Genomic DNA, 26,788 nt, shown 5'->3' on the forward strand with positions numbered 1-26,788 from the left:
GTGCGACACCGCTTCAGCGCCTTTCTGCTGATCGCCGCCCTCACCCAGGCCGCCCAGGCGGCCCCTGCCCCGACGGCCCCCCCAACCGTCCGCTGGCTCATCACCGACTTCCCGCCGCAATTCATCCTCACCGGCCCGAACCAGGGCCAGGGCCTGGCGGAGATCGCCCAGCGGATCGCCGAGCGCCGGCTGACCGCCTACAGGCACATCCAGGAAACGGTGCCGGCGAACTATCCGCGCATCGAGCGCGAGCTGAAGACCCGCGACAACGCCTGCTTCGCCGCCTTCCTCAAGACCCCGGAGCGCGAACGCGCCTTCGCCTTCAGCGGCTCCTATCGGGTGATGCTGCCCATCGAACTGTTCGTGCCGGCCGACCGCGAGCAGCCGCCCACCCGCGACGCCAAGGTGGACTTGCGGGCACTGCTGCAGGACGGCAACTTCCGCCTGGGCGTGATGGGCGGACGCAAGTACGGCCCGGGTATCGATAGCACCCTCGACCAGCACCCGCACGACGCCGCGGTGTACCGCCGCCTGGCCCAGGACCAGCTCGAAGGTCTGCTTAACATGATGGCCACCGAAGGCCGGCAGATCGACGGCGTGCTCGCCTACCCCAACGAGCTGGAGCAACGCCTCGCGCTCTCGGGCAAGACGGCGCCGGCCATGCGCCGCTACGCCATCGCCGGCACGCCGGAATACCTCGAAGGCTACATCGCCTGCTCGCAGAGCCCGCTCGGCCGCCAGGTGGTGCAGGACATCAACCGCCTCCTCGGCGAAATCCGCCCAGCCGTCTCCGCCGCCTATGCCGCGCAACTGCAAGGCGAAGACCGGGAGCGCTACCAGGCACTAGTGAAAAAGGTGTTCGGCGCGGCGGAAACGACACCGCCGTAGGATGGGTTGAGCGAACCCCATGCGGCGAAAGCCTCGCACCGGACTTATCCCGGAACCCGCCCCGCATTCGCCCCGTTGAAGCGCGTTGCCGAAGCCCACGACGACAGCATGGGTTTCGTGCCTCAAGCCATCCTACGGCCCCTGGCGGAGATTTCCCGCCCATCGCCAAACCGCGCGCCAGACGCATTCACCAGCCCATCGACCGGACGGTTCTGCTATCCTGCGCGTCCTTCTGCTGTTGGCCCGCCTTGCCCGTGCCCCGCAAGACAGCCGCGCCTCGGCGCACCTCATAAGACCAAGGAATCCCTGATGACTACCCGCAAAACCGAACCGCATCGCGGTACGGCGCTGGTGCTATTCGCATTGGCCGTCGGTGGCTTCGCCATCGGCACCACCGAGTTCGCCACCATGAGCCTGTTGCCGTACTTCGCGCCGGCCCTGGGCATCGATGCGCCCACCGCCGGCCATGTGATCAGCGCCTACGCCCTTGGCGTGGTGGTGGGCGCTCCGCTGCTCGCCGTGCTGGGCGCGCGCCTGCCGCGGCGCACCCTGCTGGTGCTGCTGATGGGCCTGTTCGCCCTCGGCAACGGCCTCAGCGCGCTGGCGCCGACCTACCACTGGATGCTGCTGTTCCGCTTCATCAGCGGCCTGCCCCACGGCGCCTACTTCGGCATCGCCGCGCTGGTCGCCGCCTCCGTGGTGCCGCCGCACCGGCGCACCGTGGCGGTCGGGCGGATGTTCCTCGGCCTGACCGTCGCCACCATCGTCGGCGTGCCCCTGGCCAACTGGCTGAGCCAGGCCGTCGGCTGGCGCTGGAGCTTCGCCCTGGTCGCCGCGCTAGGCGTGACCACCATGCTCTGCGTCCGCCTGTTCGCCCCCTACTCGCCCGCCGAGGCCGATGCCAGCCCGCTGCGCGAGCTGGGCGCGCTCAAGCGCGGCCAGGTGTGGCTGACCCTGGGCATCGGCGCCATCGGCTTCGGCGGCCTGTTCGCCGTGTACACCTACCTGGCCGACATCCTCGGCGCCGTCACGCATGTCTCGCCGACCCTGGTGCCGCTGGTGCTGGCGGTGTTCGGCGTCGGCATGACCCTCGGCAACATGTTCATCCCGGTGCTCGCCGACCGCGCCGTGATGCCCACCGCCGGCGGCCTGCTGGTGTGGAGCGCGGTGGTGCTGGCGATCTTCCCGTTCACCGCCGGGAACATCTGGACCGTCTCGATCTGCGTGTTCTTCGTCGGCTTCGGCGGCGCGCTGGGTACCGTGCTGCAAACGCGCCTGATGGACGTTGCCGAAGACGCCCAGGGCCTGGCCGCGGCGCTGAACCACTCGGCCTTCAACTTCGCCAACGCACTCGGCCCCTTCCTCGGCGGCCTGGCCCTGGCCGCCGGCTACGGCTGGACCTCGCCCGGCTGGGTCGGCAGCCTGCTGGCCATCGGCGGCTTCGTGCTCTGGTCGATCTCCGTGGCCACCAGCCGCCCGGCGAAGAGCGCCCTGCAGGGCGACTGCTGACCCCTCGGCGCCGTTCGGCTGCGAACGGCGCTGACCTCCTCGGCTTTTGATCCGGATCAATCCGCGATTCAACGCCCGGCGTAGAAGTGATCCGGCGGTACTCGCCTACACATCCGCCGATGCCAGGAGGTTTCCATGCCCGCTTCCCCCGCAACCCTGCCCGCCCAAGATCCCAGCGGCGAACACTGGGTCGAATCCCTCACCGACGGCACGCACGTGCTGATCCGCCCGTTGCGCGCGGAAGACCGCCAGCGCGAAGCCGACTTCATCGCCCGGCTGTCGCCGGAGGCCCGGCACTTCCGCTTCCTCTGCAGCATGCGCGAGGTGAGCCCGGCCCTGCTCGACCAGCTGATGGCGGTGGACTTCCACGACAGCGTTGCCTACGTCGCCCTGGTCCATCAGGACGGCGAGCTCATCGAGGTCGGCATCAGCCGCTACTCGGTGGGCCAGGACAAGCAGCAGTGCGAATGCGCAGTCACAGTCGCGGACGACTGGCGCGAGCGCGGCCTGGCCGTCGCGCTGATGCGCCACCTGATCGACTGCGCACGACGCAATGGATTGCAGCAGATGTTTTCAGTGGACTCGGCGGCCAACACGGCCATGCATGACCTGGCGCGTTTCCTCGGCTTCAGCAGCCACCAGGACCCCGAAGACGCCACCCAACTGATCCATACCCTGAAGTTGCAAGCGGCGTCCTGAGCCGCGGGAGGTTTCCATGCGCATCCAGTTGCTCACCATCGACGGCCACTGCTACGTGCAACTGGACGAATGGCGAGTACCCTTCCATGACGAGCGCCAGGCCCGCGACTACCTGGCCCGGCTGGAACAGCGCATCGCCGCGCCGCATGTCCTGCCTGCAAGCGCGTCGCACCTCTCGCCGAAGCTGCGCCGACCCGCCTGAAACTCCCGATTGAACGCGAAGCGCCGACGGCCTAGGGCCGCGGCGCTTCGCGCGTCGTACCGTCCTGTTGCACCCAGAGGGTGCGCAAATCGCAGATGATCTTCGAGGGAGACGCCGGGGAAACCAGGCACAGCCGGTTCTCCCAGCGATCCCAGAGGAACACGTACTGTGAATCGCCGCCGGCCGGCGTATAGCGATACTCCATCCAGGCCACACAGGCGGCGGCCCAGAAAGAGAACAGCAGACTGAGAAAGGCGACCACCTTCATGCCGGAGCCCCCTCCTCAGGGGCGAATCGCCAGGATGCTCGACTTAACCTTGTATAGCGCCTGTTCCGTCGTACTGCCGATAATCTTCGCCAGCCCGGCGTGGTACAAGGTGCCCATCACCACCACGTCCATGTGCTGTTCGGCGGCGAACTCGGCGATCACCTTGGTCGCCTGACCTTTCACCACGTGCTGGAAATTCAGTGGCACGCCAAAACGCTCGCCCAGGCGAATCATGCGCTGGTGCGCGCGACCGGTGATTTCCTCCTGCACTTCGGCATTCCACGACACCGGGCCGGCGGCATACGCGAGGAAGCTTGGCGACAAGTCGTAGGCTTCGAGCAGGTGCAGTTCGGCATCGCACTGTTCGGCGAGTTGCTGCGCCGCCTCGACGATACGATCGTTCAGGGTGTCGACCTGCGGATCGTCCTGGGACAGGTCCAGCGTCGCCACCACTCGCCGCGGCAGCGGGTGCTCAGCCAGGCTGACCAGATGCAGCGGCGCCGGGCAGACGCGCAGCAATTGCCAGTCCAGCGGCGCCATCAGCGCGCGGCTCAGCGCCGGTTCGTACTGACTGTCCTTGATCAGCAGGTCGATGGAGCGCTCATTCACCAGCTGCAACACCTCCTGCAGCGGCTCTTCGCTCCAGATGGCCTCGGCGCTGGCCTCGATGCCATGGCCGCGCATGAGTTCGACCTGATTGCGCAGCCAGATCTGCTGGCGCTCCAGGGCCTCCTCGCGAGCGCGGATCTGCAGGCTGTTGTCGAGAATGCGCAGCCCGACCGGCAGGCTGCCGAGCGCCACCATGTGCAAGGTGGCGCCGCTGGAGCCGGCCAGCGCCTGGGCGCGGGCCATGGCGGGGGAATAGTGCAGGACCGGGTCGCAGATCAGAAGCAGACGCTGATAGGTACTCATGATGACCTCCGCATGGGTGGCACCCCGCTAGGGGCATGCTCGTTGGATCTTGCTCAAGCCTGGGCCGATCGCCCGGCTGTCGATTTGATGTGCATCAAGTCCGACCCCGTCCCGCCGGTGGATAGCGATCCAGGCGGAAGACCGGGCCCTCCTCCGCCGGCGGACCGTCGATAGGCGGCAGGACGTCGGCGCGCAACCAGATGTTCCTCTCGGCCACTCCGTGGCGTAGGCACAGCTCGGCGCAGGCGAGGCTGAAGCGCTGCGAACCGCTACAGAACACCAGGTCCGGGGGCTGCGCGCGGAGCTGCCCTTCGAGTCGGTCGAGCAAGTCGCCGCAGTGCCAGTCCGGATTGGCCGCCGGCGCCAGCCCCAGCGAGCGCAGCCAACCACGGCATTCCTGCGGCAGGCGCTCGAAGCACTGCGGTTCGCAGAGCAGGCGCAGCGTTACCCAGGGCATCCAGCAGCCGAGTTCGTCGACCAGCGCGGCCAGGTTCAGAAGGCCATTGTCGGTCACCAGCAACAGCAGGTGGCTGGCGTGCAACGGCAACGGCCAGCCGCAGCCCAGAGGGCCTCGGTAGTCGAGCCGCTCGCCCACCGAGACGGCAGAGCGCGCACCGTCCACGGCGACCATGAAGCAACCGTCGTGGTCAGGCAGGCTCACGTAGCTGCAGGCCTGCGGCACCAGCCCCGGTCCGGAGAGGCGGCAATACTGGCCGGGAGCCACTGGCTCGAAGTCGGCATCCTCCAGGCACAGGCGCAGGCAATGCACGTCCTGGCCCAACGCGATCCGCTGCATCACCCGCACGTGCCCTTCGCTTACCGTCTGCATGACGCTCCTCCTCGACCATCCAGGCCGCTGTTTCTTCAGGCTACGGAGGACAACCGCGGGCGACTTGATTGCCATCAACATTCCGCCGTCGAACGGTAGCGGCGATGGGCTTCGAAATTTGATCATGATCAAGATCGGCACCCGAACGGCTTTGCAGAATCGACTCGACCCTCAACCGGGCAAGCCTCAAACGGAGGAAGCCGTCATGTCCAACATCGCGAAGAAAGTCCCCGTTACCCCCGTCCCCAGTCAGAGCAGCAAAGCGCCGGTGCCCAGCAGCGGCCCGTCCGATTTCTGGCATCCCTTCGACAACCTGCGCCGGCAGATCGACAGCCTCTTCGACGACTTCGGCCGCGCGCCGCTGCGCCTGCCTTTCGGCCACAGCGCCTTCGACGTCGAACCGTTCTGGCATCGCGAGCCGTTTCGCCACATGCCGGCCGTGGACCTCAGCGAGCACGCCGAGGAATACCAACTCAGCGCTGAGCTGCCGGGCATGGACGAGAAGGACATCGAGATCAAACTGAGCAACGGCAACCTGGTGATCAAGGGCGAGAAGAAGGAGCAGAAGGAAGAGAAGCGCAAGGACTACTTCCTCTCCGAACGCCGCTATGGCTCCTTCGAACGGGTCTTCCGCCTGCCCAAGGAAGTCGATGCCGACAAGATCAACGCCCAGTTCGCCAAGGGTGTGCTGCAAGTGCACTTGCCCAAGCGCCCCGAAGCCGTTCATCCGGAAAAGGTGATTCCGGTAAAGCCGGCTGATTGAGCCGGACCGGCCGCGCGCGCTCTGGGAAGGACGTGCGCGCGGCACCCGGGCACCGCGATTTTCTGCCCCTCATCCGACGAACCCGCATGCTCATACCGCAGGGCTATAGTGAATAAACTCACTAAATCGTTGCGGGTTTGTCATGCCTGAAGAGCGCCCCCTTCCCCGTCTCCAGGTCACTTGTCAGGCCTGTTCACTGAGTCGCCTTTGCTTGCCGGCGAGCCTCAGCAACAGCGAAGTCGAAGAGCTCGACCACATCGTTCGGCGCAATCGTCCGCTGCACAAGGGCGAGTACCTGTTCCGCGCCGACGACCTCATGCAGCACGTCTACGCGGTGCGCTCCGGCGCCATCAAGACCTACCTGCTGGATGCGAATGGCGAAGAACAGGTGACCGGCTTCATCCTCCCCGGCGAGATGCTCGGCCTCGACGCCATCGGCGCCGAGCGATTCCGCGGCTACGCCACGGCCCTGGAGACCTCGCTGGTCTGCGCCATCGGCCTCGATCAGCTGGAAGAGCTTTCCGGACGCATCCCCGGCCTGCGCCACCAGTTGCTGCACATTCTCAGCCAGGGCATCCACGTTGAGCACGAACACATCCGCCATAGCCGAGAACGGGCCGAACAGCGCCTGGCCACCTTCCTCCTCGGGCTGTCGACCCGCTATCACCAGCGTGGCCTGTCACCGGATGCCTTCATCCTGCCGATGACCCGCGCGGAAATCGGCAACTACCTCGACCTCACCGTGGAAACCGTCAGCCGGCTGTTCACCCGCTACGCCCAGGCTGGGCTGATCGAGTGCCATGGCCGCGAAGTGCGCCTGCTCGACCGTGGCGGCCTGTGCCGGATGGGCGGGCAGCACGAAACCCACAACCCGACGCAGAGCACCTGAAACCCCGAACCAGAGGCCCAACGGCGCTGCGCGAGTAGATCAAGCGGACCTTCCAGTTGCCTTGAGCGGCGAGGTCAGTTGCTGCGCGATGCGGTATGCAGGCCCTTTTCGACCTGGTTCTGGATGGCGTAGGCCGGGTCTTCAAGGGTGTGGTAGTTGCGCACGTACTGCTGGGCAAAGCCGTTCACGCCCAGCTCGCGGTATTGCTGCACGTGCTTGAGTTCGTGGGCCCAGAGCGCCAGGTCGCTTAGCGCGTCGTCACGATTGCGGAACACGATCACGTCCACCAGGGTCACGGCGACCACGTCCTGGTTCTGCAGCATGGCGCTGGCGGCATCGACGTCGTCGCCCTGGCCGACGCGGTAGCGCACGCTTTGCAGCAAATCGTCCGGGTACCAGGCCTGCAACTTCACGCGCAGATCCAGCGGAATGGGCTCGGCGCCGGCGGCCAGCGCCTGCTCGCGCGACTGGTTCAGCCACAGCGCCAGGGCGGGCGCGGCGACTTGCCGGGCGCTCTCCTGCAGGCCGCCCAGCGTGCCATCGGGATCGGACACGCAGATGCATTCGCCCATGCAGATTTCCGCCTGGCCGGCCGGGCAGGCATAGAGAGATGCGCTGAGACTGAGGCAGGCCGCTGCAACGAAGGAAAGCAACGGGCGTGAGGCAAGAGGGATCGACAAGCGGGGCTCCGGGATCAGGCAGGCGGGCGAGTATACCCGCGCTACCTAGGACAACGGCCGGAGCCGAATTGCTCACTGGGAGGGAGCGGACGAGCGGTGTTTCCCGCCGAGCTGCAGAGCGTTGAGCGGGAAAGGCACTGCACCGATCCAGCTGTAGGGTGCATAACCGCGTAAGCGGTTATGCGCCGCCGCCCGGCGCGAAATCGGCGGATAACCCCTTCGGGGTTATTCGCCCTACAGGGGAGCACCGTGCCGTGCGGTTCGCAAGCAAGCTCGCTCCTGCGGAGTGCGCAGGAGCCTTTGGGATAAGCAGCGAAAATCGGCGAAAACAGCCTATTGGGCGACTATTCGTCGCCCGGATGGTCGGCCAGGCCTTCCAGCTCGGCGCGCGCGACGGCGCGGTCGTCGAGCTTGCGGCGGGCCGCTTCGGGCAGGTCGGTGTAGCGGATCACGCCGCGCTCGACCAGCACGTTGACCACGTCTTCCAGCACGCGGACCAGGTCCAGGTCGGAGTGGCGCAACAGGTCCAGGCGGCTGCGCACCTCGGTGCGGGCCTCCAGCCAATCCTTGAGTTCGTCGCTCTGGTAGGCCAGCGTGTCGTTCATGCCCTCGAACGGCTGGCTCTCAACCCTCAACAGATTTCCTTGTCCATCACGTTGTACGTAAACCATGCGGATCGCCTTCACCGTCTGTGCCTGAGGTACACGCGGGGCCTGTCCCTTGCCTCCGCCGCATGCTCGGACCGTCGAACGGTCCATTGGTTCGACGGAGCTTAACAAGGTCGACTCAAGAAAGCAGGCTGACCACCGTGAATCGGCTCAAGTTCGCTTGCGCGACCACGGTCTGGGTCACCGCGGCGTAGCTCGAACCGCTCTGGCGGACCAGGTCGAAAACCGACTCGGCGTAGTCCTGCGCCCACTGCTGTTCGTCGCTGCCGGCCTGGCGTGCAAGGAACTCGCGAATCTCGTTCTGCCGCTGGCGCAGCTGGTCGCGCAGGGTGCCGATGCGGTCCAGCGCGTCGATCACCTGGTCGAGCATCTGCCGCAGCTCGCGCTGGCCACTGCCGGCCAAGCTTTGCGGCAGGTCCAGCAGACGCTGCTCGCGGGTCTGCGCCCGGCTGGTGCGGTCCTTGGCGAAGCGCTTGCCCTCGCCTTTCACGTTCAGTTCGCCGCCGTTGCGCTGCCAGTCGGTCTCGGCCATGGAGAAGGTCAGCTTGCCGTCCGCGCCGACTTCCGCGCGAATGCCCGCGGACGCCAGGCCCAGATTGAAGCTGCGCAGGATCTGCTGGTCGCTCATGGCGTCGTCGAGCACCACCACGCCCGGCTCGGTCTGGCTGCGCCCGGCGCTGAACAGCAGGCTCTCGCGGCCGCCGCTGCGCGCCTGGTCAAGGGTTTCCAGGCCGTCGATGGAGAAGCGCGTGCGCGCCGGCTCGTGCAGGCGCAGTTCGAGGTTGGCGTCGAGCCCGCCGGCACTGCGCTCGCTGCGCTGGTCGAGCAGGTCGGCCGCCTGCTTGAGCGGTTCGTCCAGTTGCTTGCGGCTGCTGCCCTGGCTGGACGCCAGTTCGCGGCCGAGGCTGAGCTTGAGCTGATTGAGACGGTCGGACAGCTCGCCCAGGTAGCCCTCGGCGCTCTGCATGGCGCTGAGTTGCTGGTTGAGCTGGATGCTGAAGCCGGCGGCCTTGCCCGGACCGCGCTCGACCTGCACGGCATCGCTGGCACCAGCGCTCTTGCGCTGGCGTACGCCGCCACGGCCGGACAGCGGCACCGGCGTGCGGCGCTCGTTGCCCTCGATGGCGGCGACCGCCGGAAACGGATTCTCGACCTTCATCGCCGGGGGACCTTAGAGGATGCTGAACAGCGACAGCCCGTTGACCGTCACGTAGGTCTTCTGGGTCGCCTGCAGCGCCAGCTTGTAGTTGTTCAGGTCGATGCTCGCCTTGCCGTAGTCCAGCGCCGAGAGGTCGCCCTCGATCTTCTGGTTGACCAGCGACACGTCCTGGTTGCTGTTGTCCAGCAGGGTCAGGGTGTTCTGCCGGCCGCCCAGGTCAGTGATGGTCGAGAGCACCTTGCCGTGGCTGTCGTCCAGCAGGTTCATGGTGTCCTTGATGCTCTGCAGGACGGTCGGGTCGGTGGTGTCCAGCGCCGGGTCCTGCAGCTTGGCGACCAGGCCGTGGAGGCTGTTGAGGAAGTCCATGCTGCTGCCGAAGATCGGCTGCACGGCGACGTTCTCGTCGACCAGCACGCCGTTGGCCACGGCGGCCTGGCGGGTCTTGGCGTTGCCGGTGGCCGAGTAGGTGCCGGTGGTCGAGTCGTAGGTCACCGCCGGCTGGTCGGTGAGGGTGCCGGAGAACAGGTAGCGGCCCTCCTCGTCCTGCACGTTGAGGTAACTCACCAGGGTGGTTTCCAGGGTCGACAGCTGCCCGGCCATGGCGCTCAGCTCTTCCTTGCCGTTGGAGCCGTTGGAGGCCCACAGCAGCAGGTCGCGCACGTCGAGCATGGTGTCGGAGGTCGACTGCAGGTTGGTTTCCTGGATCGACAGGCTGCCGGACAGGCTGGAGATGTTGCTGCCGTACTGGGTCAGGCTGGCCTCGGCGCGCTGCACGCGCATGATGCTCACGGAGGCGATGGGGTCGTCCGAGGGGTGCAACAGGCGGTTGCTGCTCGACATCTGCTGCATCAGCTGCGACAGCTTGTCGTTGTTGCGGGTCATCGAGTCCAGCAGGATCGAGGTGGTCTGCGAATTGGTGATGCGCATCGGGCGTTTTCCGGTCAGGCCGCTCAGAAGGCGGCGAGCATGCTGTCGAACAGGTCCTTGGCGGTGCTGATGACCTTCATGTTGGCCTGGTAGGCCTGCTGGTAGGTCATCAGGTTCACCGCTTCTTCGTCCAGGTTCACCGCGCTGACGCTGTCGCGCTGCGCCTGCGCCTGGGTGGTCACGGACTTGGCGGTATCCAGGTCGCCCTGGTTCTGCCGGCTGGCGCTGGCGACCTCGCCGATCATCCCGGCGTAGGCGTCGTTCAGCGACGCGGCGTTGCCATCGAGGGTGATGGACTGGTTCTTCAGGTCGATCAGCTTGAGCAGGTTGCCGTTGTTGCCCGCCTCGCCGACGCTGTCCGACAGCGCCAGCTGGCGGGAGGTGAGGCCGGTCAGGGTCAGCATCTTGGTGCTGCCGGCGTTGTACTGCAGCAGCGGCTGGCCGGCGTTGCCGTCGAGGTCGAAGCCACCGGCAAGGGTGTTGTTCACCAGGTCGGCAACCTGCGAGGCCATCTGCCCGAGGCGGTCCTGGTTCGGCCGCAGGGTCTGGTATTCGGTGTCGTAGAGCGCGCCCATGCCGCCGCCCAGGCCCTGCTGGTCGATGGAGAACTGGGTGCCGGCGAAGGACAGGCTGACATTCTGCTCCCCCGTTGAGGTCAGGCTGACCTTCAGTTGCGCGGCGGAAGCGCCGGCCACCAGCGGCTGGCCGTTGGCCAGGGACACCGAGATCGAGCCGTCGTCGGCAGTCGCGGTGCGGATGCCGCTGTACTGGCTGAGCTGGGTGATCAGCGCATCGCGCTGGTCCTGCAGCGCCGAGGGATCGGCGGCGGCGGACTTGGCCGCGACTATCTTCTTGTTCAGCAGGGCGATGTTGGAAGTCAGCCCGTTGATCTCGCCGACCATGCTGCTGCGCTGCTCCTGCAGCGACTTGAGCTGGGTGTCGATGTTGCCGGAGAGCGTATTGAAGCGCTGCGCCAGGTTGCCGGCCTCGGTGATGATCTGCTTGCGCAGGGCATCGGAATCCGGCGTGCCGGTGGCTTCGCTCAGGGCGGTGAAGAAGTTGTCCAGGCCGACGTTGATGCTGGCGCCGTCGCTGGACATCAGGTCTTCCAGCGCGCCCAGGTACTGCTGCGAGTCGCTGTAGTAGGTCTGCGCGGTGGTGGCGCGCCACAGCTGCTGGTTGTGGAAGTCGTCGGACATGCGGCGGATGCTGCTCACCGTGACGCCGCCACCGGGGTTCGACATGCCCTGCCCGCCCAGCGAGCTCATCACCGTGGACAGCCGGCTGAAACCGGGGGTGTTGACGTTGGAGGTGTTCTGCCCGGTGACCGACAGGGCGATCTCCGAGGCGCGCACGCCGCTGTAGGCGATCTGCGTCAAATTGCTCACGACTGCTTCCCTTTCGGCTGAAGGCGGATCGGTTGGGCGAAGGCGGCGGACAGCGCCTGATGCTGTGCGCCCTGTTGCTGATAGGCGACGGGATCGGCCTGCGGCTTAAGCGGCGCTGCCGGCGCACTTTCATTGCTGCGCGCCGGAGCCGTGGCGGCATGGCCGCGGCGGGCCAGGTCGTCGAGGATGCCGCGGGTGTAGTTGCGGGTTTCGTCGTAGGGAATGCGCTGTACCCAGGTGTCGATATCGACTTCGCCGTTGCGCGGGTCGCCATTGGTCTTCAGCCACTCGTCGACCCGCGCCGGGCCGGCGTTGTAGGCAGCCAGTGCAAGTGCGCGCTGGCCGTCGTAGCGCTGCAGCATCTCGTCCAGGTAGGCGCTGCCGAGCTGGCGGTTGTACGCGCCGTCCTGGGTCAGGCGCTGCTCGTCGAAATCCAGGCCGAGCTTGGCCGCCATGTCCTTCGCGGTGTCCGGCATCAGCTGCATCAGGCCGCGCGCGCCGCGCGAGGACACAGCGGCGACGTCGCCGGACGATTCATGGGAAATCAGGCTTTCGACCAGGTCGGAAAATGCCGCGCTACCACGCTGCCAAAGGCGCCCGACGCTCTGCACGCTGCGCTGCCAGTCCGCCGCCACCGCCTGCTGCAGGCTGCGCGGCAGGCCCAGGCGGTCGCCGCCGGCCAGCGCCTCGCCCTGCCCTTGCGCGTCGTGCCCGGAGAGCTGGCGCACCAGCATGTCGGCGATGCCGGTCTGTTTCTTCTGCGCCAGGTCGTCGGCCATCACGCCGTCGTAGAAGTCACGCATGGTGTCCAGGTCGCGGCTGCGCAGCATGCTGCCGGCGGAAAGCACGTCGCTGGCCTTGCGCATCTGCTTGAGGATCTGCTGCAGGAACAGCGCCTCGAACTGCTCGGCCGCGGCCTGCAGGCGCGCCTGCGGGTTGGCCTGCTGGCCACGTGCGACATTCAGCGCGGTGGGTAGGGAAACGATGCTCATGGCCCGGCCTTAGATGACGATGAGTTCGGCGTTCAGCGCGCCGGCCTTCTCCAGCGCCTGGAGAATGCTCATGACGTCGTCCGGCGTCGCGCCAAGGCTGTTCACGGTGTCGATGATGCTCTGCAGGTTGGTGCCTTCCGGCCAGCGGAACATCGGCTTCTTGTCCTGGCTGACGTTGACGCTGGACTGCGGCGTGACGGTGGTCTGGCCGTTGGAGAACGGCGCCGGCTGGCTGACCTGCGGGTTCTCGCTGATGGTCACGGTGAGGCTGCCGTGGGACACGGCGGCGGCCTTCACGCGCACGCCCTGGCCGATGACCACGGTACCGGTGCGGCTGTTGAAGACGACCTTCGGCCGCTCGCGGCCTTCCTTCACCTCGACGCCTTCGAGCAAGGCCATGAAGCTTGTGCGCTGGTTCGCCGAGACCGGCGCGCGCACGCTGACCTTGGTGCCGTCGAGCGCCTGGGCGCTGCCGGCGCCGAGCATGCCGTCCAGCGCGGTGACGATGTTGGTGGCGGTCTGGAAGCTCGGCTGGCGCAGGTTGAGCATGATGTCCGGGCGCGTGGTGAAGTCGCTGGGGATCATCCGTTCGATGGTCGCGCCATTGGGGATGCGGCCGCCGTTGGCGGTGTTGATCGCCACGCTGGAGCCGCTCTGGCCGCTGGCGTTGAGGCCGCCGACGGCCACCGCCCCCTGGGCCAGGGCGTAGGTTTCGCCGTCGATGCCGCGCAGCGGCGTGAGCAGCAGCTGGCCGCCGCGCAGGCTCTTGGCATCGCCCAGCGAGGAAACGGTGACGTCCACCGTCTGGCCGGGGCTGTAGGACGGCGGCACCTCGGCGGTGATGCTCACTGCCGCCACGTTCTTCAGCTTGGGATCGACGTTGGCCGGCAGGTTCACGCCGAACTGCTTGATCATGTTCACCACCGACTGGCTGGTGAACTTCACCTGGTTCTTGTCGCCGGTGCCGTCGAGGCCCACCACCAGCCCGTAGCCGATCAGCTGGTTGCCGCGCACGCCCTCGATGTCGACCAGGTCCAGCAGCGGCACCGCGCGGCTCGCCAGCGGCCATAGGAGCAAGGCCGCGGGAAGGAAAAGCTTGAGCGTCAGGCGCATGACCGGTCTCGTCTCACAGGGGGAAGATGGGGTGGGTGAAGAAGCGCGTCAGCCAGCCGGCCGAGTTGCTGTCGTTGAGCACGCCGCGCCCGGCGTAGGAGATGTTGGCGTTGGCGACGTTCAGCGAGGACACCTGGTTGTTGCGGTTGATGTCCTCGACCCGGACCATCCCGGTCAGGCGGATGAACTCCGAGCCCTGGTTCAGGCGCAGGTTCTTCTCGCCGCGGATCAGCAGGGTGCCGTTGGGCAGCACCTGGTGCACGGTCACCGCGATGGAGCCGCGCAGGGAGTTCTGCTGCTCGCTCTTGGCGTCGCCCTTGAAGTCGCGCTTGCCGCTGGCCGAGCTTTCCAGGCGGTCGTAGTCGTGGCCGAGGATCTTCGGCACGCCGATGCCCAGGCTCGAGCTCTTGTCGAAGCTGGTGCCGGCGCTCTTGCTCGACTGGGTCTGCTCTTCCAGCACCACCGTGAGCACGTCGCCCACGCGCAGGGCGCGCTGGTCCTGCACCAGGCCGCCGTAGAAGCCGGTACGGTACAACCCGCCGGCGGTGGTCGGCGGCATGCTGTAGTCGAACTTCGGCGGCTGGTAGGCGCTGGAATCCTCTTCCGGAAGCATCTCGTTGAAGCTCGCGCAGCCGCCCAGCAGGAGCAGCGCGGCAAGCAGCATCGGCAGGCGGATCATGGCGGTCATACGGTCTGGTTGAGGAACTGCTGCATGCCGGAGGCGGCGTCCAGCACCTTGGCGTTGGCCTCGTAGGCGCGCTGGATGGCGATCATGTTCACCATCGCTTCCACCACCTGCACGTTGGAGCCTTCCAGCACACCCTGCTTGAGCGTGCCCAGGCCCTCCTCGCCCGGCGTGCCTTCCACCGGTTGGCCGCTGGCGACGGTCTCGCGGTAGAGGTTGCCGCCCAGGGCTTCGAGGCCGGCCGGGTTGGTGAAGTTGACCAAAGTGATCTGGCCGAGCTGGGTCGGCTGGGTCTCGCCCGGCAGGATCGCGGTGACGGTGCCGTCGCTGCCCACGGTGAAGCTGCTGGCGCCGGCCGGTACTTCGATATTGGGGATCAACGGCAGGCCCTGGGCGTTGACCACCACGCCATCGGAATTGAGCTGCAGCTGGCCGTTCTCGGTGTACAGGGTGTCGCCGTTGGGCGCTTCCACCTGGAAGAAGCCGCGGCCGACGATCGCCAGGTCCATCGGCTGGCCGGTGGTCTGCATGCTGCCTTCGGTGAACACCTTCTGCGTGCCGGCGACGCGCACGCCGCTGCCCAGCTGGATGCCCGAGGGCACGGTGTTGACCTGGTCGGCCTGGGCGCCGGGCTGGCGGTCAATGGAATAGAACAGGTCCTCGAAGACCACGCGGTCGCTCTTGAACCCGTTGGTGTTGACGTTGGCCAGGTTGTTGGCGACCGCCGACAGCGCGGTGTCTTGCGCCGCCAGACCGGTCTTGCTGACCCAGAGTGCCGAACTCATGTGGATGCTCCTTCACGGCCGCGCCCTACGCGACCTCAAGTTGTACGGGTGGCGTCAGTCGCGCAGCAGGCGATCGCCGGCGGACGCCATGTCCTCGGCGGCCTTCATCATCTTCACCTGGGTCTCGAACGTGCGATTCAGGCTGAGGGTCGCGGTGAGCTGGTCGATCGACGACACGTTGCTCGCCTCCAGGTAGCCGCTGACCAGGCGCACGTTCTCCGTGGCCTGGGCCGGCTGACCGTCCTTGCGCACCAGCAGGCCGGCGGCGTTCTTCTTCAGTTCGGCGGCCGGCGCGTCGACCAGCTTGATCTTGTCGACCTCGGTCATCAGGTAGTCACCGCGCGGCATCACCGAAATGGTGCCGTCTTCGCCGATGCTCACGTTGTCGTACTCGGGCAGCACGATCGGGCCGCCCTCGCCCATCACCTGGCGGCCGTTGATGGTCAGGCGTCCCTCGCTGTCGACCACCATGCTGCCGTGGCGGGTATAGGCCTCGCCGTTGCCGTCCTGCAGGGCGATCAGGCCCTGGCCGCGGATGGCGAAGTCGAGGTCGCGGCCGGTCACCGTGAGGGTGCCCGGGGTCATGTCGACGCCGTCGTTCTTCACGGTTGCCAGGTGCCGGCTGTCGTAGCCGTAGCCTTTGATGTCCACCGCCTGGGCGCTTTCCATGTCGGCACGGAAACCCGGGGTATTGGCGTTGGCCAGGTTGTTGGCGCGCACCGAGAGCGACTCCAGGGTGCGGTTGGCGGCGGTCATCGCGGTGTAGGCAAGGCGGTCCATGGGTCAGCCTCAGATGGCGCCGAACAGCGCTTGGGTGAGTTCCTTGTCGGTGGTCAGCACCTTGGTGTTGGCCTGGTAGTTGCGCTGGCCTTCCATCAGGTCCACCAGCTGCGCGGTCAGGTCCACGTTGGAGCCTTCCAGGGCGCCGGCCACCAGGTCGCCGAACTGGCCGTTGCCAGGCGCGCCGACCAGCGCGCTGCCGGAGGACGAGGTCTCGGTCCAGGCAGTGCCGCTGACCGCTTTCAGGCCCTGCGGGTTGGTGAAGTTGGCCAGTACCACCTGGCCCTGCAGCAGGCGCTCGCCGTTGCTGTAGTTGACGTAGACCATGCCCTGGTCGTCGACGGTCAGGCCGGTCTTGTCACCCGAGGCGTAGCCGGTGGGGGCGTTGGTGGTCACCGCGAAGTCCGAGCCGTACTGGGTGGTGCCGGTGAAGTCGACGGCGATCGACAGCGGCGCCACGCCGCCGGGCAGGCCGGCGACGCTGAGGGTGGTCGGGGTGGTCGGCGAAGTCAGCATGCCGGCCGAGTCGAAGGTCAGCGCCTGGCTGCCGGCGGCGGTGCCGTCGACGTAGTAGTTGCTGGTCCAGTCGTTGGCGGCGTTCTTCACGAAGTACTGGGTCAGGGTGTGCTGCTTGCCCTGGGAGTCGTAGATCTTCGTGGTGTAGGTGGAGTTGTAGCTGGCCTTGGTCGCCGGATCGAAGGGCGTGGTGGTCGGCACGGCTTCGTCGGCGTCGAGGTTGGCGACGAAGGACAGCGCGTCGGTGGCCTTGGCCGGCAGGCTGGCGGTCTTCACCTGCAGGTCGCCCACGGTGCCGGACTGCAGGTTGCCCGCGGCATCGGTCATGTAGCCCTGCAGGCGCTGGCCGGAGGCGTTGACCACGTAGTTGGCGTTGTCGGTGTTGAACACGCCGGCGCGGGTGTACTGCGTCTCGCCGGTGCCGCCCTTGACCATGAAGAAACCGGCGCCGGAAATCGCCAGGTCGAGGTTGCGGCTGGTGTTGGTGATGCTGCCGCCGAGGCTGATGCTCTGGGTGTTGCCGAGCACTTCCACGCCCATGGCCTGGCTGTCGGCGTAGACGCTGCCGAACTCGGTGCGCGAGGACTTGAAGCCGGTGGTGCCGACGTTGGCGATGTTGTTGCTGACCGCGTCCAGTTTCTCGCTGACTGCGTTCAGGCCGGTCAGGGCGATGTTGAAGCTCATCTGGGGTTGCTCCTAGGAAGGGCTCAGGCAGCGCCGCTGCCGAATTCGACGATGTTGTAGAAAGGCACGGAACCCACGCCGTCAACGTCCAGTACCGGGCCATTGCTGCTGACCCGCACGTTGCTGACCTTGCCGCCGATCTCGACCTTGGGCTTCTCGCCGCTGCTGGTCTGCACCTCGACGGCGTACTTGCCCGGCGCCAGGCCGAGCTTCTCGGGATCGACGGTGAACATCACGGTGCCGGCCTCCTGCGGGCCGAGGGCGACCTCGGTGACCTCGCCGGTGGCGCTGCTGGTCAGCTTCAGGGTGGTGCTGGTGGAGGCGTGCTCCAGCTGCACCTGGCCGTCGATGGCGGCATCGTCCAGGCTCAGGCTGTCCGCCGAGACCATCACCTGGTGGCCCACCAGCCCGGCGGCGGTGAGGTTCTGCAGGTTGTCGGCGAGCACCAGGCTGTTCTTCTGGATGGTGTTGAGGTTCTCCAGGCTCTGCACCTGCGACAGCTGCGAGTACTGGTTGACGAACTGGGTGCTGTCCACCGGATCGGTCGGGTCCTGGTACTGGATCTGCGCGACCATCAGGCTGATGAAGTTGTTCTGCAGCTGGCTGACGTCCGTCAGGTTGGCAGTCGGGCTGCTGCTGGTGCTGTCCGTGGAACTGCCGGACGTGGTGCCGTTGACGGTGGTCATGCCTCTTCTCCGAGCTTCAGCAGGCCCTGCTGCATGCTGCGTACGCGGTTGAGGACGTCGACGCTGTTCTCGAAGCTGCGGGTGGCCGACATCATGTCGGTCATTTCCTCGATCTCGTTGACGTCCGGGTAGAACACGTAGCCGTCGCGGTCGGCCAGCGGGTTGTTCGGCTCGTAGCGGCGTTGCGGCTGGCGGCCGGAGGTGACCACGTCCATCACCTGCACACGCGCGCCGCCCATGCCGGCGCCGCGGGTCAGCTCGTCGTTGCCGTAGACCGCGGCGAACATCGGCTTGCGCGCCTGGTACACGGCGCTCGCGCTGGAGGCGGCGGAATCGGCGTTGGCCAGGTTGCTGGCCACGGTGTTCAGGCGCACGGTCTGCGCGGTCATCGCGGAACCGGCGATGCGGTAGATGGAATCCAGTGCCATGGTCAATGTCCTTCGATGGCTTGCTTGAGGCCGCGGAACTGCATGCCGAGGAAGGTCAGGCTGGTCTGGAAGCCCATGGCGTTGCGCGAGAACTCGGCCTGCTCGACACCCTGCTCGACGGTGTTGCCGTCTTCGGACGGCTGGTTGGGAATGCGGTACTTCAACTGCGCCGGGCTGTCGGCGGACACCAGGTCGGCGTCAGCGCCCTGCGGATCGAGGCGCTGCATCTCGCCGGCGAAATCGATATCGCGGGCGAGGAAACCCGGGGTGTCCTGGTTCGCCAGGTTGGCGGCGAGGATTTCGCTGCGCTCGCCGCGCACCTGCAGCGCGCGAATGTGCACGCCCAGCGATTCTTCTACCCGTATGCTCATCGTTCGTGTCTCCGGCCTGACTCTTGCTGGGATCCCCTTCAGCAGGAACCGTGCCTATCTTGAGAACAGCGAGCAAAACCTTGATTTCATTGACTTTCAGCCAGCAGGAAGGACAACAGGCACAACGCCGCCTTCCGCTTTCGCGTCGTTCGGCGACGGCAGGCGGAAAAGCCATTTCCGCCCTCTTCCTCCTCTTCGCCGGCCTCTGCTGCGCGCCGGTGAGCGAAGCTGCCGACGGCGTGCGTGCCCAGGTCGAACAGGCGGTGAGCGCACAGCTTTCGGCGCAACTGGCCGACGAGGCGCAGCGCAATGGCTGGCAAGGCGCCCGCAGCCAGTTCAGCCACGAACTGCTCGGCGCACTGCCGCCGACACCCTGCGCCACCCCGCTGCAGGTGCTGCGCCGCAGCGACGAGCCTTCGGTGCTGGCTCGGCAGCGCTATGAAGTGCGTTGCGGCGATGGCTGGTCGCTCGTGGTCAGCAGCCAGGCGGAAGTCTTCCTCCCGGTGCTGGTGACCGGCGCCGTGCTGGAGCGCGGCCACGCCCTGGAAGCCGGCGACCTGCAGCTAAAGGCCCAGAACATCGCCCGCGCCCACCATGGCTTCTACGTGCGCGCCGACCAGGTGCTCGGCCAGGCCCTGCGCCGCCGAGTACGCGCTGGCCAACTGCTGACCCCGGCGCTGCTCACCGAGGCCGCGCAGGTAAAACGCGGCCAGCAAGTCCGCATCAGCGCCAGTCGCGACGGCATCCAGGCGAGCATGCCCGGCGAGGCGATGGCCAACGGTCAGCAAGGCGAAGTGATCAAGGTGCGCAACCTGAGCAGCCAGAAGGTGATCCAGGCCAAGGTGATCGACGCCGGAGTGGTCAGCAGCACCTTCGAATGAAGAAAGGGGCAACGTATCCGCAGGATGGCGTTGAGCGAAGCGAAACCCATGCTGCCCGCGGTCGCCCCCCCTCCAATGACGAACACAGCGCGAACGTCACCGACGACCGCATGGGTTTCGTGCCTCAACCCATCCTACGGTTTCCAGCCCAGCCCCGACGTGGCTGCGGCAGGCGAGAAAAAGGCTCGTGCCGCCTACCAGGCGAAATTTCCTACGCTGTAACTGCATTGCGGTCCTACAAGCTCTCTGCGTAGTTTTCGCCCGCCGCGATTTTCGCGGTCAGGTGTGGAAACCTGAGCTATTACCTACGCGCCATAGCAGAGAGGGTCAGGCCTTAAACAAGCCGGGCCTTCTCTGGCTGTCTATGGCGGACCGTGCAAGGCGGGCTTCGGCCCGGCCGGTCTGGTAATAGCCGGTTTTCCACCCTTGCACGGTCCGCCTCCCCTCCCGGCATTCCGGTGGCGGCTTCTTGAATACAGCAAGGAGCGACAGCAATGAGCCCTTCCGATTCCGTCCTGATTCCCTCCACTTTCCTGCGCTACCACCGCCAGCTGCGCGTCGTGTTGATCGAGCGCCAGGCCTGGTTCGTCGCCCGCGACCTGGCGCGGCTGACCAACAGCCACGTCACCGAACGGGTGATCCATCGCCTGGACCCGGACCAGCACCGCAAAGCCCTGCTGATGGGGCCGCGAGGCGCAGCCGAAGAAGAGCTGCTGGTCAGCGAGAGCGGTGTCTACGCGCTGCTGGCGGTCAACTTCTACCATCCGGAAAACCGCAGCCTGCGCCAGTGGCTGAGCAACGAAGTGATACCGGTGCTACGCGACGAAGAGCAGCACAACCAGCACTTGCCGCGCCGCCGTTATGGCCAGGCGTTGGGCCGCGAGCTGGGCCTGCTGGACTGGCAAGGCACGCTCTGGGTGCGGGCGAAGGACGCGCTGACGCTGCTGGAAACCAGCCCGTAGGCTGGGTTGGGCCCATTGCTCCTGCGAAAAGCAGCATCCCGCGCCCTCCTCTGCGCGTCATCCCCGCGAACGCGGGAACCCAGAAAACCGAGCGCCACCTTTCAGCCGTAAAGCGCCCGCATATCTGGCGGCACCAGCGGCTCGAAGGGTCGCTCGGCCATCAGCTCGCGCTCCAGGCGCAGGATGGTTTCCGACTCGCGCGCTTTCAGCCGGCGCGCAGGTGCCCCCAGGTAAACACCCCAGGGCTCCAGCGACTTGCCGACCACCGAGTTGGCGCCCACCGCGGTTCCCTCGCCAATATGCACGCCCGGCAGGATGCTGCAGTTGGTGCCGACCAGCGCGTGGCGTCCGAGGTGAACGAACGAACGCTTCACGCTGCGGTACTGCGCCGGCACCGTGGGATTGGTCAGGCCGCCGCCGAGGAAATCGTCGCTGCCGGCAATGATCCGCGTACCGGACGAAAGTGCGGAAAAGTCCTCCAGCACGGCCGCGCCGCCAGTTATGGAGACGTACGAGGCGATATGCACGTAGCTGCCGATGTACACCGGCGCGGTGGCGTAGATCAGCACGAAGTCGTCGATGATCACGTTGCTGCCGATATGGATGTTCTCGCAGCCGATGATCTTCGCGCCGGGAAAGATCCGCACGTTTTCGCCGACGTGCTTGAAGCCCATGCGGCTCACATCTAGACAGGTCATCCGTCGTTCCTCGATTCAGTTTTGCGGCCAATGTAGAGCACCGATTGCTCGGTGATGCCGTGCTGGCGGAACACCCCTTCGCCGAAGGTCGCGCTATCCAGTTCGAGCACCTCGAAACCGCCCCGACGCAGGCGCGCCAGGTAGTCCTCGCGGGCGTACATGCGCACATGGTCGTCCTGGCCGAAGCGCCGCCAGCGCTCGTTGACGTCGTCCACTGCGGGGTCCTCGTCGGTTGCGTCCCGCCCCAGCAGGATCGGCACCATGAGGATCGCCGCGCCGCCCGGGGCCAGCACCCGGTACAGCTCGGCGATGGCCTTGGCGTCATCCGGCACGTGCTCCAGCACATGCGAGCAGAGGATGAAATCGAAGGACGCATCGGCGTAGAGCGCCATGTCGGTGATGTCCACCTGGTCATCGGCCAGCGGCGAACAGAGGTCGGCGGAGCGGTAGTGAACGTGGTTCAGGCCGCTGAGCAGGCGCGACAGGGCCGGCGCCGGCGCGATGTCGAGAATGCGCATCGGCTGCTCGCCGCCCCACTGCAGGCAGGCACGCACGAAGAGCGCGTAGAGCCGCTCGCGGTCCGCCGCGCCGCAGCTCGGGCAGCTGTACTGGCCGACATTCAGCGTCTCGAAGTCTTCCAGCGAATAGTCGACCTCCAGGCGGTTGAACAGGCGCACCAGGTTATCGGGCAGGGGCAGGAAATTCGGCACCTGGCTCAGGCACAGGGAACACTGACGCATGGGGCTTGGCTCGCGAAGGCTGGAATGGCGCAGGCACGCAGCACATCGATCACGCGCTGTTGCTGCTCGTCGGTCAGGTCGGGGTAGATCGGCAGGCACAGCACCCGCTCGGAAATGCCGGCGGCCACCGGCAGGTTGCCGCTTTGCGCCGAAGGCAGGCCGCGGTACATCGGGAAATCGGAGATCAGCGGGTAGAAATAGCGCCGCGCGTGGATGCCGTGTTCGCGCAGCCGCGCGTAGAGCGCATCGCGGGACAGCGGGTAGCCGTCCTCGACCAGGATCGGGAAGTAGGCGTGATTGTCCCGCGCAGCCCCGTCGCGCGGCAGGCAATGCAGGCCGGCCACTTCGCCGAGCGCATCGCGGTACTGGCGGTCGAGTTGCCCACGACGCTCGATGGCAGCATCCACGTGCTTGAGCTGGAGCATGCCGAAGGCGGCGTTGATCTCGCTCATCTTGCCGTTGATGCCCGGCGCCACCACCGTCACCTCGTCGACGAAACCGAAGTTCTTCAGGTGGTCGATGCGCTGCTTGGTCTTGGCGTCCGGGCAGACGATGGCGCCGCCCTCGAAGGTGTTGAACACCTTGGTGGCGTGGAAGCTGAGGATCGCCAGGTCGCCATGGCGCAGCACGCTGCCGCCGGCGTCGCGCACACCGAAGGCATGCGCGGCGTCGTAGATGACCTTGAGGTTGTAGTTGTCGGCGATGCGCTGGATCGCCTCGACGTCGCACGGCCGGCCGTAGCAGTGCACCGGCAGGATCGCCGTGGTCTGCGGGGTGATGGCCGCCTCGATCTGCCGTGGATCGAGATTGAGCGAGTGCGGGTCGATGTCGACGAACACCGGCTTGATGCCGTTCCACAACAACGAGTGCGCCGTCGCCACGAACGAGTATGGCGTGGTGATCACCTCGCCGGTGATGCGCAGCGACTGCAGCGCCGTGACCAGCGCCAGGGTGCCGTTGGCGAACAGCGCGATGTGCTCCACGCCCAGGTACTCGCACAACGCCTTTTCCAGCTGCTGGTGGAAAGGGCCGCCATTGGTGAGGATGCGTCGCTCCCAGATTTCCTCCAGGTACGGCAGGAACTCCTCCAGCGGCGGCAAGTGCGGCTGGGTGACGTAGAGGGTCTTGTCGGTCATGGCAGTTTCCCTCAGCCCGGCAGCCAGGCTTGCAGCCAGCGTTCGAGGTTCGCGCCTTCGAGCATGTAGTCGCGGCGGATGGCCGCTTGCAGCTCGTCACCCATGCGCGCGTTGGCGTCGAGGTCGGCCAGGTGCATGCGGATGGCGTCGACCCAGTCCTTGAAGCGGTTCTTCACCCGCGTCACCGGCAGCTCGCCCTGGTAGCAGCGCACGTCGCTGGCGATCACCGGGAAGCCGCAGACGCCGTACTCCAGCAGGCGCAGGTTGCTCTTGCACTCGTTGAACAGGTTCTGCTCCACCGGCGCCAGCGCCAGGTCGAGGTTCAGCGCCGCCAGCGCCGCCGGATAGCGGGCGATGGGGATGCCGTGATGGAACTCGTGCACGTAGGGGCGCAGCTTCTCCGGGCACATGCCGAAGAACACCCACTCCACTTCGTTGGCCAGTTCCTTGACCACGTCGGCGATCAGCTCCAGGTCGCCGGTGTGGCTGGAGCCGCCGGCCCAGCCCACGCGAGGCTTGGCTGACACGCGCCGCTCGCTCTTCAGATCGCCCCACCACAGCGGATCGAGGCAGTTGCGCATCACCCGCACGTCGCTGTGCAGGTGGCCCAGGGCCTCGGCCAGCGGCTCGGTGGAAACTACGAAACGGTCGACGTAGGACAACCCGCGACGCAGGTAGCGGGTCATGTCGCTGGACACGAAATGCTGGCGGTGGATGCTCTTCATCGGCACGCCGGGCAGGTAGTCGTCCAGCTCGTAGACCTTGAAGGCGCGGGAGAATGCCTGGTAGCGGCGCATCGCTTCCAGGCGCTGGTCGCCCAGTTGGCGCTGCAGCAGGATGATGTCCGGCTGGTAGCGCTCCAGGCTCGGCACGTCGAGCAGGGTCAGCGACATGCTGCCGTCGAGCGCCCCCTCGGCACGCAGCGCGTTGAACGGCTGGATCACCCGGTAGTGGCCGCAGCCATGCAAGTCGCCAGGGTGCGCCAGCAGGCTCGGCACCGGCTGCCAGCCCTGCAGCGGACGCCAGGCCTGCACCGGGTCGCCGAGGGTGTAGCCCTGGTCGCCGCCGAGGGCGAAGCCGGCGTTATAGGAAGGGTCGCGCGCCAGCAGCGGCAGCCAGCGCTGGTACATGGCGTCCTCTTCCTCGACGCTGGCGGCCGGCTGCGCGGGCATGTCCATCATCAGGTACGCGCGCGGCGTCCAGACGTTCAGGTAGCCGGCCTGTTGCAGGCGCAGGCACAGATCCACCGCCGCCCAGCGCGACAGCTTCGGCTCGCGCTCGAAGCCACCGGCCTCGAGGAACAGCGCCTTGCGTAGCAACAGGCAGTCGCCGCTGAGCGCAGCGTGGTTCTGGTCCACCAGCAGTCGGCTCATGTAGCCCGGCGCATCCATAGCAGCGCCGTGGAAGGCGCTGCCCACCGGCGCGCCCAGGCCGAGCAGCAGTCCGCCCTGGCGCACGGTGCCATCGGCCGCCAGCAGCTTGCCACCGACCGCGCCGACCTCCGGACGCAGGCCGTGGTTGAGCAACTGCTGCAGCCAATCGCGCTGGAGGATGCCGGCGCCGGCGCCCAGCCAAAGCAGGAAGTCGCCCCTGGCCGCCTGCGCCGCCTCATTGCAGGCCGCCTCGCGACCTTCACCGACTGGCTGGCGCAGCACGCGCAGGCGCGCCTGGCCCAGGCCCTCGATGCCGCGCAGCCAGGCACAGGTCTCGGCGTCCTGGGCACCGACGCAAACCAGCAGCAGTTCGTAGTTCGGGTAGGCGGTCTGCTCCATCAGGGTCTGCACGCAGCGCTGCAGCCGGCCCAGGTCACCCTCGACGACCACCAGCACGCTGACGGCCGGGGCCGGGGCATGCCCGTAGTCGATTTCGTAGCGCCCCGGATAGCGCGATTGCACCTGCGCCTGCGGATAACCGCGCTCGCCGAGATGGCGCTGCAGCACCCGGCGCTCATCGGCGCTATCGGCCAGCGGCGGATGCTCGGCGAGCAGCAGCGGCTCGCTGATGTGGCCGAACGAGGCGAGACCTTCGCGCTCGATTAGGCGCAGTTGGTAGTCCAGCTCGAAGGCCTCGCCCGCTGCCTCGTCGAAACCGCCGGCCGCCTGCAACGCCTCGCGACGGAACAACCAGTGGCGCGCCAGGCCGGCGGGGAAGCTGAGCAGCAGGTCGAGGTTGACGTCCGGGCGCAGGGCCAGGCCGAGCTCGCCCTCGCCGACACGCAGCACCTCGTCGGCGTATGCCGCGCGGCAACTGTCCGGGGCTTCGAGCAGATCCAGCGCTGCCACCAGCAGGCCGCCGGGGGTGAACTCGACTCCGGCGTCCGCGATCAGCAGCCAGTCGCCCGTGGACGATGCCAACGCACGGTTGACCGCCCTGACCGGCGCCTCGCCCGCCAACGGCAGGCACTCGACGCCCAGCCCGGCCAGCCGCTCCGGCGCATCGCTCAGCACGCGCACGGCGTAGCGCCGGTAGCCGTTGCGCTCGGCCAGGCTGTCCAGGCTGCACCGCACCCTATCGGCAGCGCCAAGAAGATCGAGCAGCAGAATCTCGATCTGCGGACCGCCGCCCCGCTCCGCCAGGCGCTGGTCGATCAGCCGCTGCTGGGCTGGGGTCGGCTGGCGAACGCCCAGCCAGGAGGCCAGCGAGAAACCGCCATGGCCGGCCGCCTGGGCGATGGCCGTGAGCAGGTCGACGCTCCTGAACGCACGCGTCTTGACCCGGGTAATGGGCGCCACTTGCAACCAGTGACAGGTCGCGACCGGTCGATTCCAGCCGAGATCGCGCAGCGCCTGCTTGAACTGCTCGTGGCACGAGAGCCACAGCGAGGGATCGTCGCGCCCCTGCTGGGTCACCTGGCTGGCAGTCACCCGGTAGTCCATCAGCGGTTCGGCGAGCAGCGCCAGGTGGCCATTGCGCAGGAGGTTCACGTACAGCGCCAGGTCGCCGACCCAGGAGATGCGCTCACCGTTCAGCGACATCAGCTCGTCGCCCAGCGCCAGCAGGTCGCTGCGCCGGCAGAGCACGGCACTCGGCTCGCCGATGAAGTTGACCAGGTGCTCGGCGAAGAAGCCGCCAACGTCCTGGCCGTCGATCAGCACGTCGCCGGCGAAGGGGAAGGCCGTCTCGCGAATGTCTGGCAACGGTGCGCCGGCCTCGTCGATGCGGCGGCGCCGCGAACTGGCGAGCACGACATTGCTCTCGCGGCGCATCACATCCAGCAAAGCCTCGACACAGCCAGGCGCGAGGCGGTCATCGTCATGGAGGAACTTGATGTACTCGCCGCTCGCCAGCGCCACGCCGGCAGCTGTGTTGAGACGCTCGCCGAGGGCCTCGGCATTGTGCTTGTAGACGATGGGAAAATCGGCCTGGGCGCGGAAGTCGTCGACCAGCGCGCGCACCGCATCGCTGCGGCAGTCGTCGGAAACCACCAGCTCGAGCGGCCGGTAGGTCTGCAGCAGCACGCTGCTCAGGGCATCGGCAAGGAAGTCGGCGCGATACGCCGGGATCACCACGCTGACCAGCGGGCCGGCTTCGTTGGAGTGACTCAACACAC

Annotated in this window: 29 protein-coding genes; 8 read left to right on the top strand and 21 right to left on the bottom strand. The window is 67.0% G+C overall.

Going from position 1 to position 26,788, the window contains the following annotated elements:
• The 4 genes from ACA097_RS00005 (at position 1) to ACA097_RS00020 (ending at position 3,298) form a co-directional block, all read left to right on the top strand.
• Positions 1–888, top strand: coding sequence for a TIGR02285 family protein (locus ACA097_RS00005; RefSeq protein ID WP_043252205.1), 888 nt, complete (start codon positions 1–3; stop codon positions 886–888).
• Between the two features lie 309 nt (positions 889–1,197).
• Entirely contained in the window at positions 1,198–2,397 is a 1,200-nt protein-coding gene (locus ACA097_RS00010) for an MFS transporter (protein ID WP_371367597.1), read from the top strand.
• Positions 2,398–2,532: 135 nt separating this feature from the next.
• The gene (locus ACA097_RS00015; protein ID WP_052355267.1) at positions 2,533–3,096 is read left to right on the top strand and encodes a GNAT family N-acetyltransferase; all 564 of its coding nucleotides are present in this window, start codon (positions 2,533–2,535) and stop codon (positions 3,094–3,096) included.
• 16 nt (positions 3,097–3,112) lie between these two features.
• The gene (locus ACA097_RS00020) at positions 3,113–3,298 is read left to right on the top strand and encodes a hypothetical protein (protein ID WP_043252201.1); all 186 of its coding nucleotides are present in this window, start codon (positions 3,113–3,115) and stop codon (positions 3,296–3,298) included.
• Between the two features lie 31 nt (positions 3,299–3,329).
• Here ACA097_RS00020 and ACA097_RS00025 read toward each other — a convergent pair whose 3' ends face one another.
• From ACA097_RS00025 to ACA097_RS00035, 3 genes are all read right to left on the bottom strand, one after another.
• Positions 3,330–3,566, bottom strand: coding sequence for a hypothetical protein (locus ACA097_RS00025; RefSeq protein ID WP_043252199.1), 237 nt, complete (start codon positions 3,564–3,566; stop codon positions 3,330–3,332).
• A 15-nt stretch (positions 3,567–3,581) separates the two neighbouring features.
• Entirely contained in the window at positions 3,582–4,478 is an 897-nt protein-coding gene (locus ACA097_RS00030) for a universal stress protein (RefSeq protein WP_043252198.1), read from the bottom strand.
• 94 nt (positions 4,479–4,572) lie between these two features.
• Positions 4,573–5,307: a hypothetical protein gene (locus tag ACA097_RS00035; protein WP_371367600.1), complete on the bottom strand. Its 735-nt coding sequence runs from the start codon at positions 5,305–5,307 to the stop codon at positions 4,573–4,575.
• A gap of 205 nt (positions 5,308–5,512) precedes the next feature.
• Between ACA097_RS00035 and ACA097_RS00040 the strand changes: the two genes are divergently transcribed.
• Together ACA097_RS00040 and fnr are read left to right on the top strand one after the other, a co-directional pair.
• Positions 5,513–6,070 carry an Hsp20/alpha crystallin family protein gene (locus tag ACA097_RS00040; RefSeq protein WP_371367603.1) on the top strand — a complete coding sequence of 186 codons (558 nt, stop codon included), beginning with the start codon at positions 5,513–5,515 and terminating at the stop codon, positions 6,068–6,070.
• A gap of 142 nt (positions 6,071–6,212) precedes the next feature.
• Positions 6,213–6,959: a fumarate/nitrate reduction transcriptional regulator Fnr gene (gene fnr / locus ACA097_RS00045; protein WP_371367605.1), complete on the top strand. Its 747-nt coding sequence runs from the start codon at positions 6,213–6,215 to the stop codon at positions 6,957–6,959.
• Positions 6,960–7,033: 74 nt separating this feature from the next.
• Here fnr and ACA097_RS00050 read toward each other — a convergent pair whose 3' ends face one another.
• The 14 genes from ACA097_RS00050 to flgB form a co-directional block, all read right to left on the bottom strand.
• Positions 7,034–7,639 (bottom strand): DUF4157 domain-containing protein, encoded by a 606-nt coding sequence (locus ACA097_RS00050; RefSeq protein ID WP_052355266.1) that lies wholly within the window; start codon positions 7,637–7,639, stop codon positions 7,034–7,036.
• A gap of 344 nt (positions 7,640–7,983) precedes the next feature.
• Positions 7,984–8,310 (bottom strand): tryptophan synthase subunit beta, encoded by a 327-nt coding sequence (locus ACA097_RS00055; protein ID WP_371367607.1) that lies wholly within the window; start codon positions 8,308–8,310, stop codon positions 7,984–7,986.
• A gap of 115 nt (positions 8,311–8,425) precedes the next feature.
• Complete coding sequence (locus ACA097_RS00060; RefSeq protein WP_371367609.1) at positions 8,426–9,466, bottom strand: hypothetical protein; 1,041 nt, start codon at positions 9,464–9,466, stop codon at positions 8,426–8,428.
• Between the two features lie 12 nt (positions 9,467–9,478).
• Complete coding sequence (gene flgL, locus ACA097_RS00065) at positions 9,479–10,393, bottom strand: flagellar hook-associated protein FlgL (protein ID WP_160287024.1); 915 nt, start codon at positions 10,391–10,393, stop codon at positions 9,479–9,481.
• 23 nt (positions 10,394–10,416) lie between these two features.
• The gene (flgK, locus tag ACA097_RS00070; protein WP_371367611.1) at positions 10,417–11,781 is read right to left on the bottom strand and encodes a flagellar hook-associated protein FlgK; all 1,365 of its coding nucleotides are present in this window, start codon (positions 11,779–11,781) and stop codon (positions 10,417–10,419) included.
• Positions 11,778–12,773, bottom strand: coding sequence for a transglycosylase SLT domain-containing protein (locus ACA097_RS00075; RefSeq protein WP_371367613.1), 996 nt, complete (start codon positions 12,771–12,773; stop codon positions 11,778–11,780). Before ACA097_RS00075 ends, flgK begins: the two co-directional genes overlap by 4 nt.
• Before the next feature lie 9 nt (positions 12,774–12,782).
• Positions 12,783–13,886: a flagellar basal body P-ring protein FlgI gene (locus tag ACA097_RS00080; protein ID WP_371367615.1), complete on the bottom strand. Its 1,104-nt coding sequence runs from the start codon at positions 13,884–13,886 to the stop codon at positions 12,783–12,785.
• Between the two features lie 13 nt (positions 13,887–13,899).
• Positions 13,900–14,574: a flagellar basal body L-ring protein FlgH gene (flgH, locus tag ACA097_RS00085; protein WP_371367617.1), complete on the bottom strand. Its 675-nt coding sequence runs from the start codon at positions 14,572–14,574 to the stop codon at positions 13,900–13,902.
• Positions 14,571–15,356 (bottom strand): flagellar basal-body rod protein FlgG, encoded by a 786-nt coding sequence (gene flgG, locus ACA097_RS00090; RefSeq protein WP_043252179.1) that lies wholly within the window; start codon positions 15,354–15,356, stop codon positions 14,571–14,573. The genes flgH and flgG overlap by 4 nt, the downstream gene beginning before the upstream one ends.
• Before the next feature lie 54 nt (positions 15,357–15,410).
• Positions 15,411–16,136: a flagellar basal-body rod protein FlgF gene (gene flgF, locus ACA097_RS00095; RefSeq protein ID WP_371367620.1), complete on the bottom strand. Its 726-nt coding sequence runs from the start codon at positions 16,134–16,136 to the stop codon at positions 15,411–15,413.
• Positions 16,137–16,145: 9 nt separating this feature from the next.
• Positions 16,146–17,336, bottom strand: a complete 1,191-nt coding sequence (flgE, locus tag ACA097_RS00100; protein WP_371367622.1) for a flagellar hook protein FlgE — start codon at positions 17,334–17,336, stop codon at positions 16,146–16,148.
• A gap of 23 nt (positions 17,337–17,359) precedes the next feature.
• Entirely contained in the window at positions 17,360–18,022 is a 663-nt protein-coding gene (locus tag ACA097_RS00105) for a flagellar hook capping FlgD N-terminal domain-containing protein (RefSeq protein WP_371367624.1), read from the bottom strand.
• On the bottom strand, positions 18,019–18,450 hold the full coding sequence (flgC, locus tag ACA097_RS00110) for a flagellar basal body rod protein FlgC (protein WP_043252175.1): 432 nt from the start codon (positions 18,448–18,450) through the stop codon (positions 18,019–18,021). Before flgC ends, ACA097_RS00105 begins: the two co-directional genes overlap by 4 nt.
• 2 nt (positions 18,451–18,452) lie before the next feature.
• The gene (flgB, locus tag ACA097_RS00115) at positions 18,453–18,821 is read right to left on the bottom strand and encodes a flagellar basal body rod protein FlgB (protein WP_043252174.1); all 369 of its coding nucleotides are present in this window, start codon (positions 18,819–18,821) and stop codon (positions 18,453–18,455) included.
• An 80-nt stretch (positions 18,822–18,901) separates the two neighbouring features.
• On the opposite strand from flgB, the gene flgA reads away from it, so the two are divergent.
• Together flgA and ACA097_RS00125 are read left to right on the top strand one after the other, a co-directional pair.
• Positions 18,902–19,702, top strand: coding sequence for a flagellar basal body P-ring formation chaperone FlgA (gene flgA, locus ACA097_RS00120; RefSeq protein WP_371367626.1), 801 nt, complete (start codon positions 18,902–18,904; stop codon positions 19,700–19,702).
• A gap of 494 nt (positions 19,703–20,196) precedes the next feature.
• Positions 20,197–20,664: a BRO family protein gene (locus tag ACA097_RS00125; protein ID WP_043252173.1), complete on the top strand. Its 468-nt coding sequence runs from the start codon at positions 20,197–20,199 to the stop codon at positions 20,662–20,664.
• A gap of 101 nt (positions 20,665–20,765) precedes the next feature.
• Here the strand turns inward: ACA097_RS00125 and ACA097_RS00130 are convergent, their stop codons facing one another.
• From ACA097_RS00130 to ACA097_RS00145, 4 genes are read right to left on the bottom strand one after another with little or no spacing between them, the layout of a single operon-like run.
• Positions 20,766–21,362: an acyltransferase gene (locus ACA097_RS00130; protein ID WP_371367628.1), complete on the bottom strand. Its 597-nt coding sequence runs from the start codon at positions 21,360–21,362 to the stop codon at positions 20,766–20,768.
• Positions 21,359–22,102, bottom strand: a complete 744-nt coding sequence (locus tag ACA097_RS00135; protein ID WP_371367630.1) for a methyltransferase domain-containing protein — start codon at positions 22,100–22,102, stop codon at positions 21,359–21,361. Before ACA097_RS00135 ends, ACA097_RS00130 begins: the two co-directional genes overlap by 4 nt.
• Entirely contained in the window at positions 22,078–23,238 is a 1,161-nt protein-coding gene (vioA, locus tag ACA097_RS00140; RefSeq protein ID WP_371367632.1) for a dTDP-4-amino-4,6-dideoxy-D-glucose aminotransferase VioA, read from the bottom strand. The genes ACA097_RS00135 and vioA overlap by 25 nt, the downstream gene beginning before the upstream one ends.
• 11 nt (positions 23,239–23,249) lie before the next feature.
• Positions 23,250–26,786, bottom strand: a complete 3,537-nt coding sequence (locus ACA097_RS00145) for a glycosyltransferase (protein ID WP_371367634.1) — start codon at positions 26,784–26,786, stop codon at positions 23,250–23,252.
• Between the last annotated feature and the right edge of the window lie 2 nt (positions 26,787–26,788).

It is taken from the genome of Pseudomonas sp. QL9 (assembly GCF_041409665.1).
GTDB classification, from domain to species: Bacteria; Pseudomonadota; Gammaproteobacteria; order Pseudomonadales; family Pseudomonadaceae; genus Pseudomonas; species Pseudomonas knackmussii.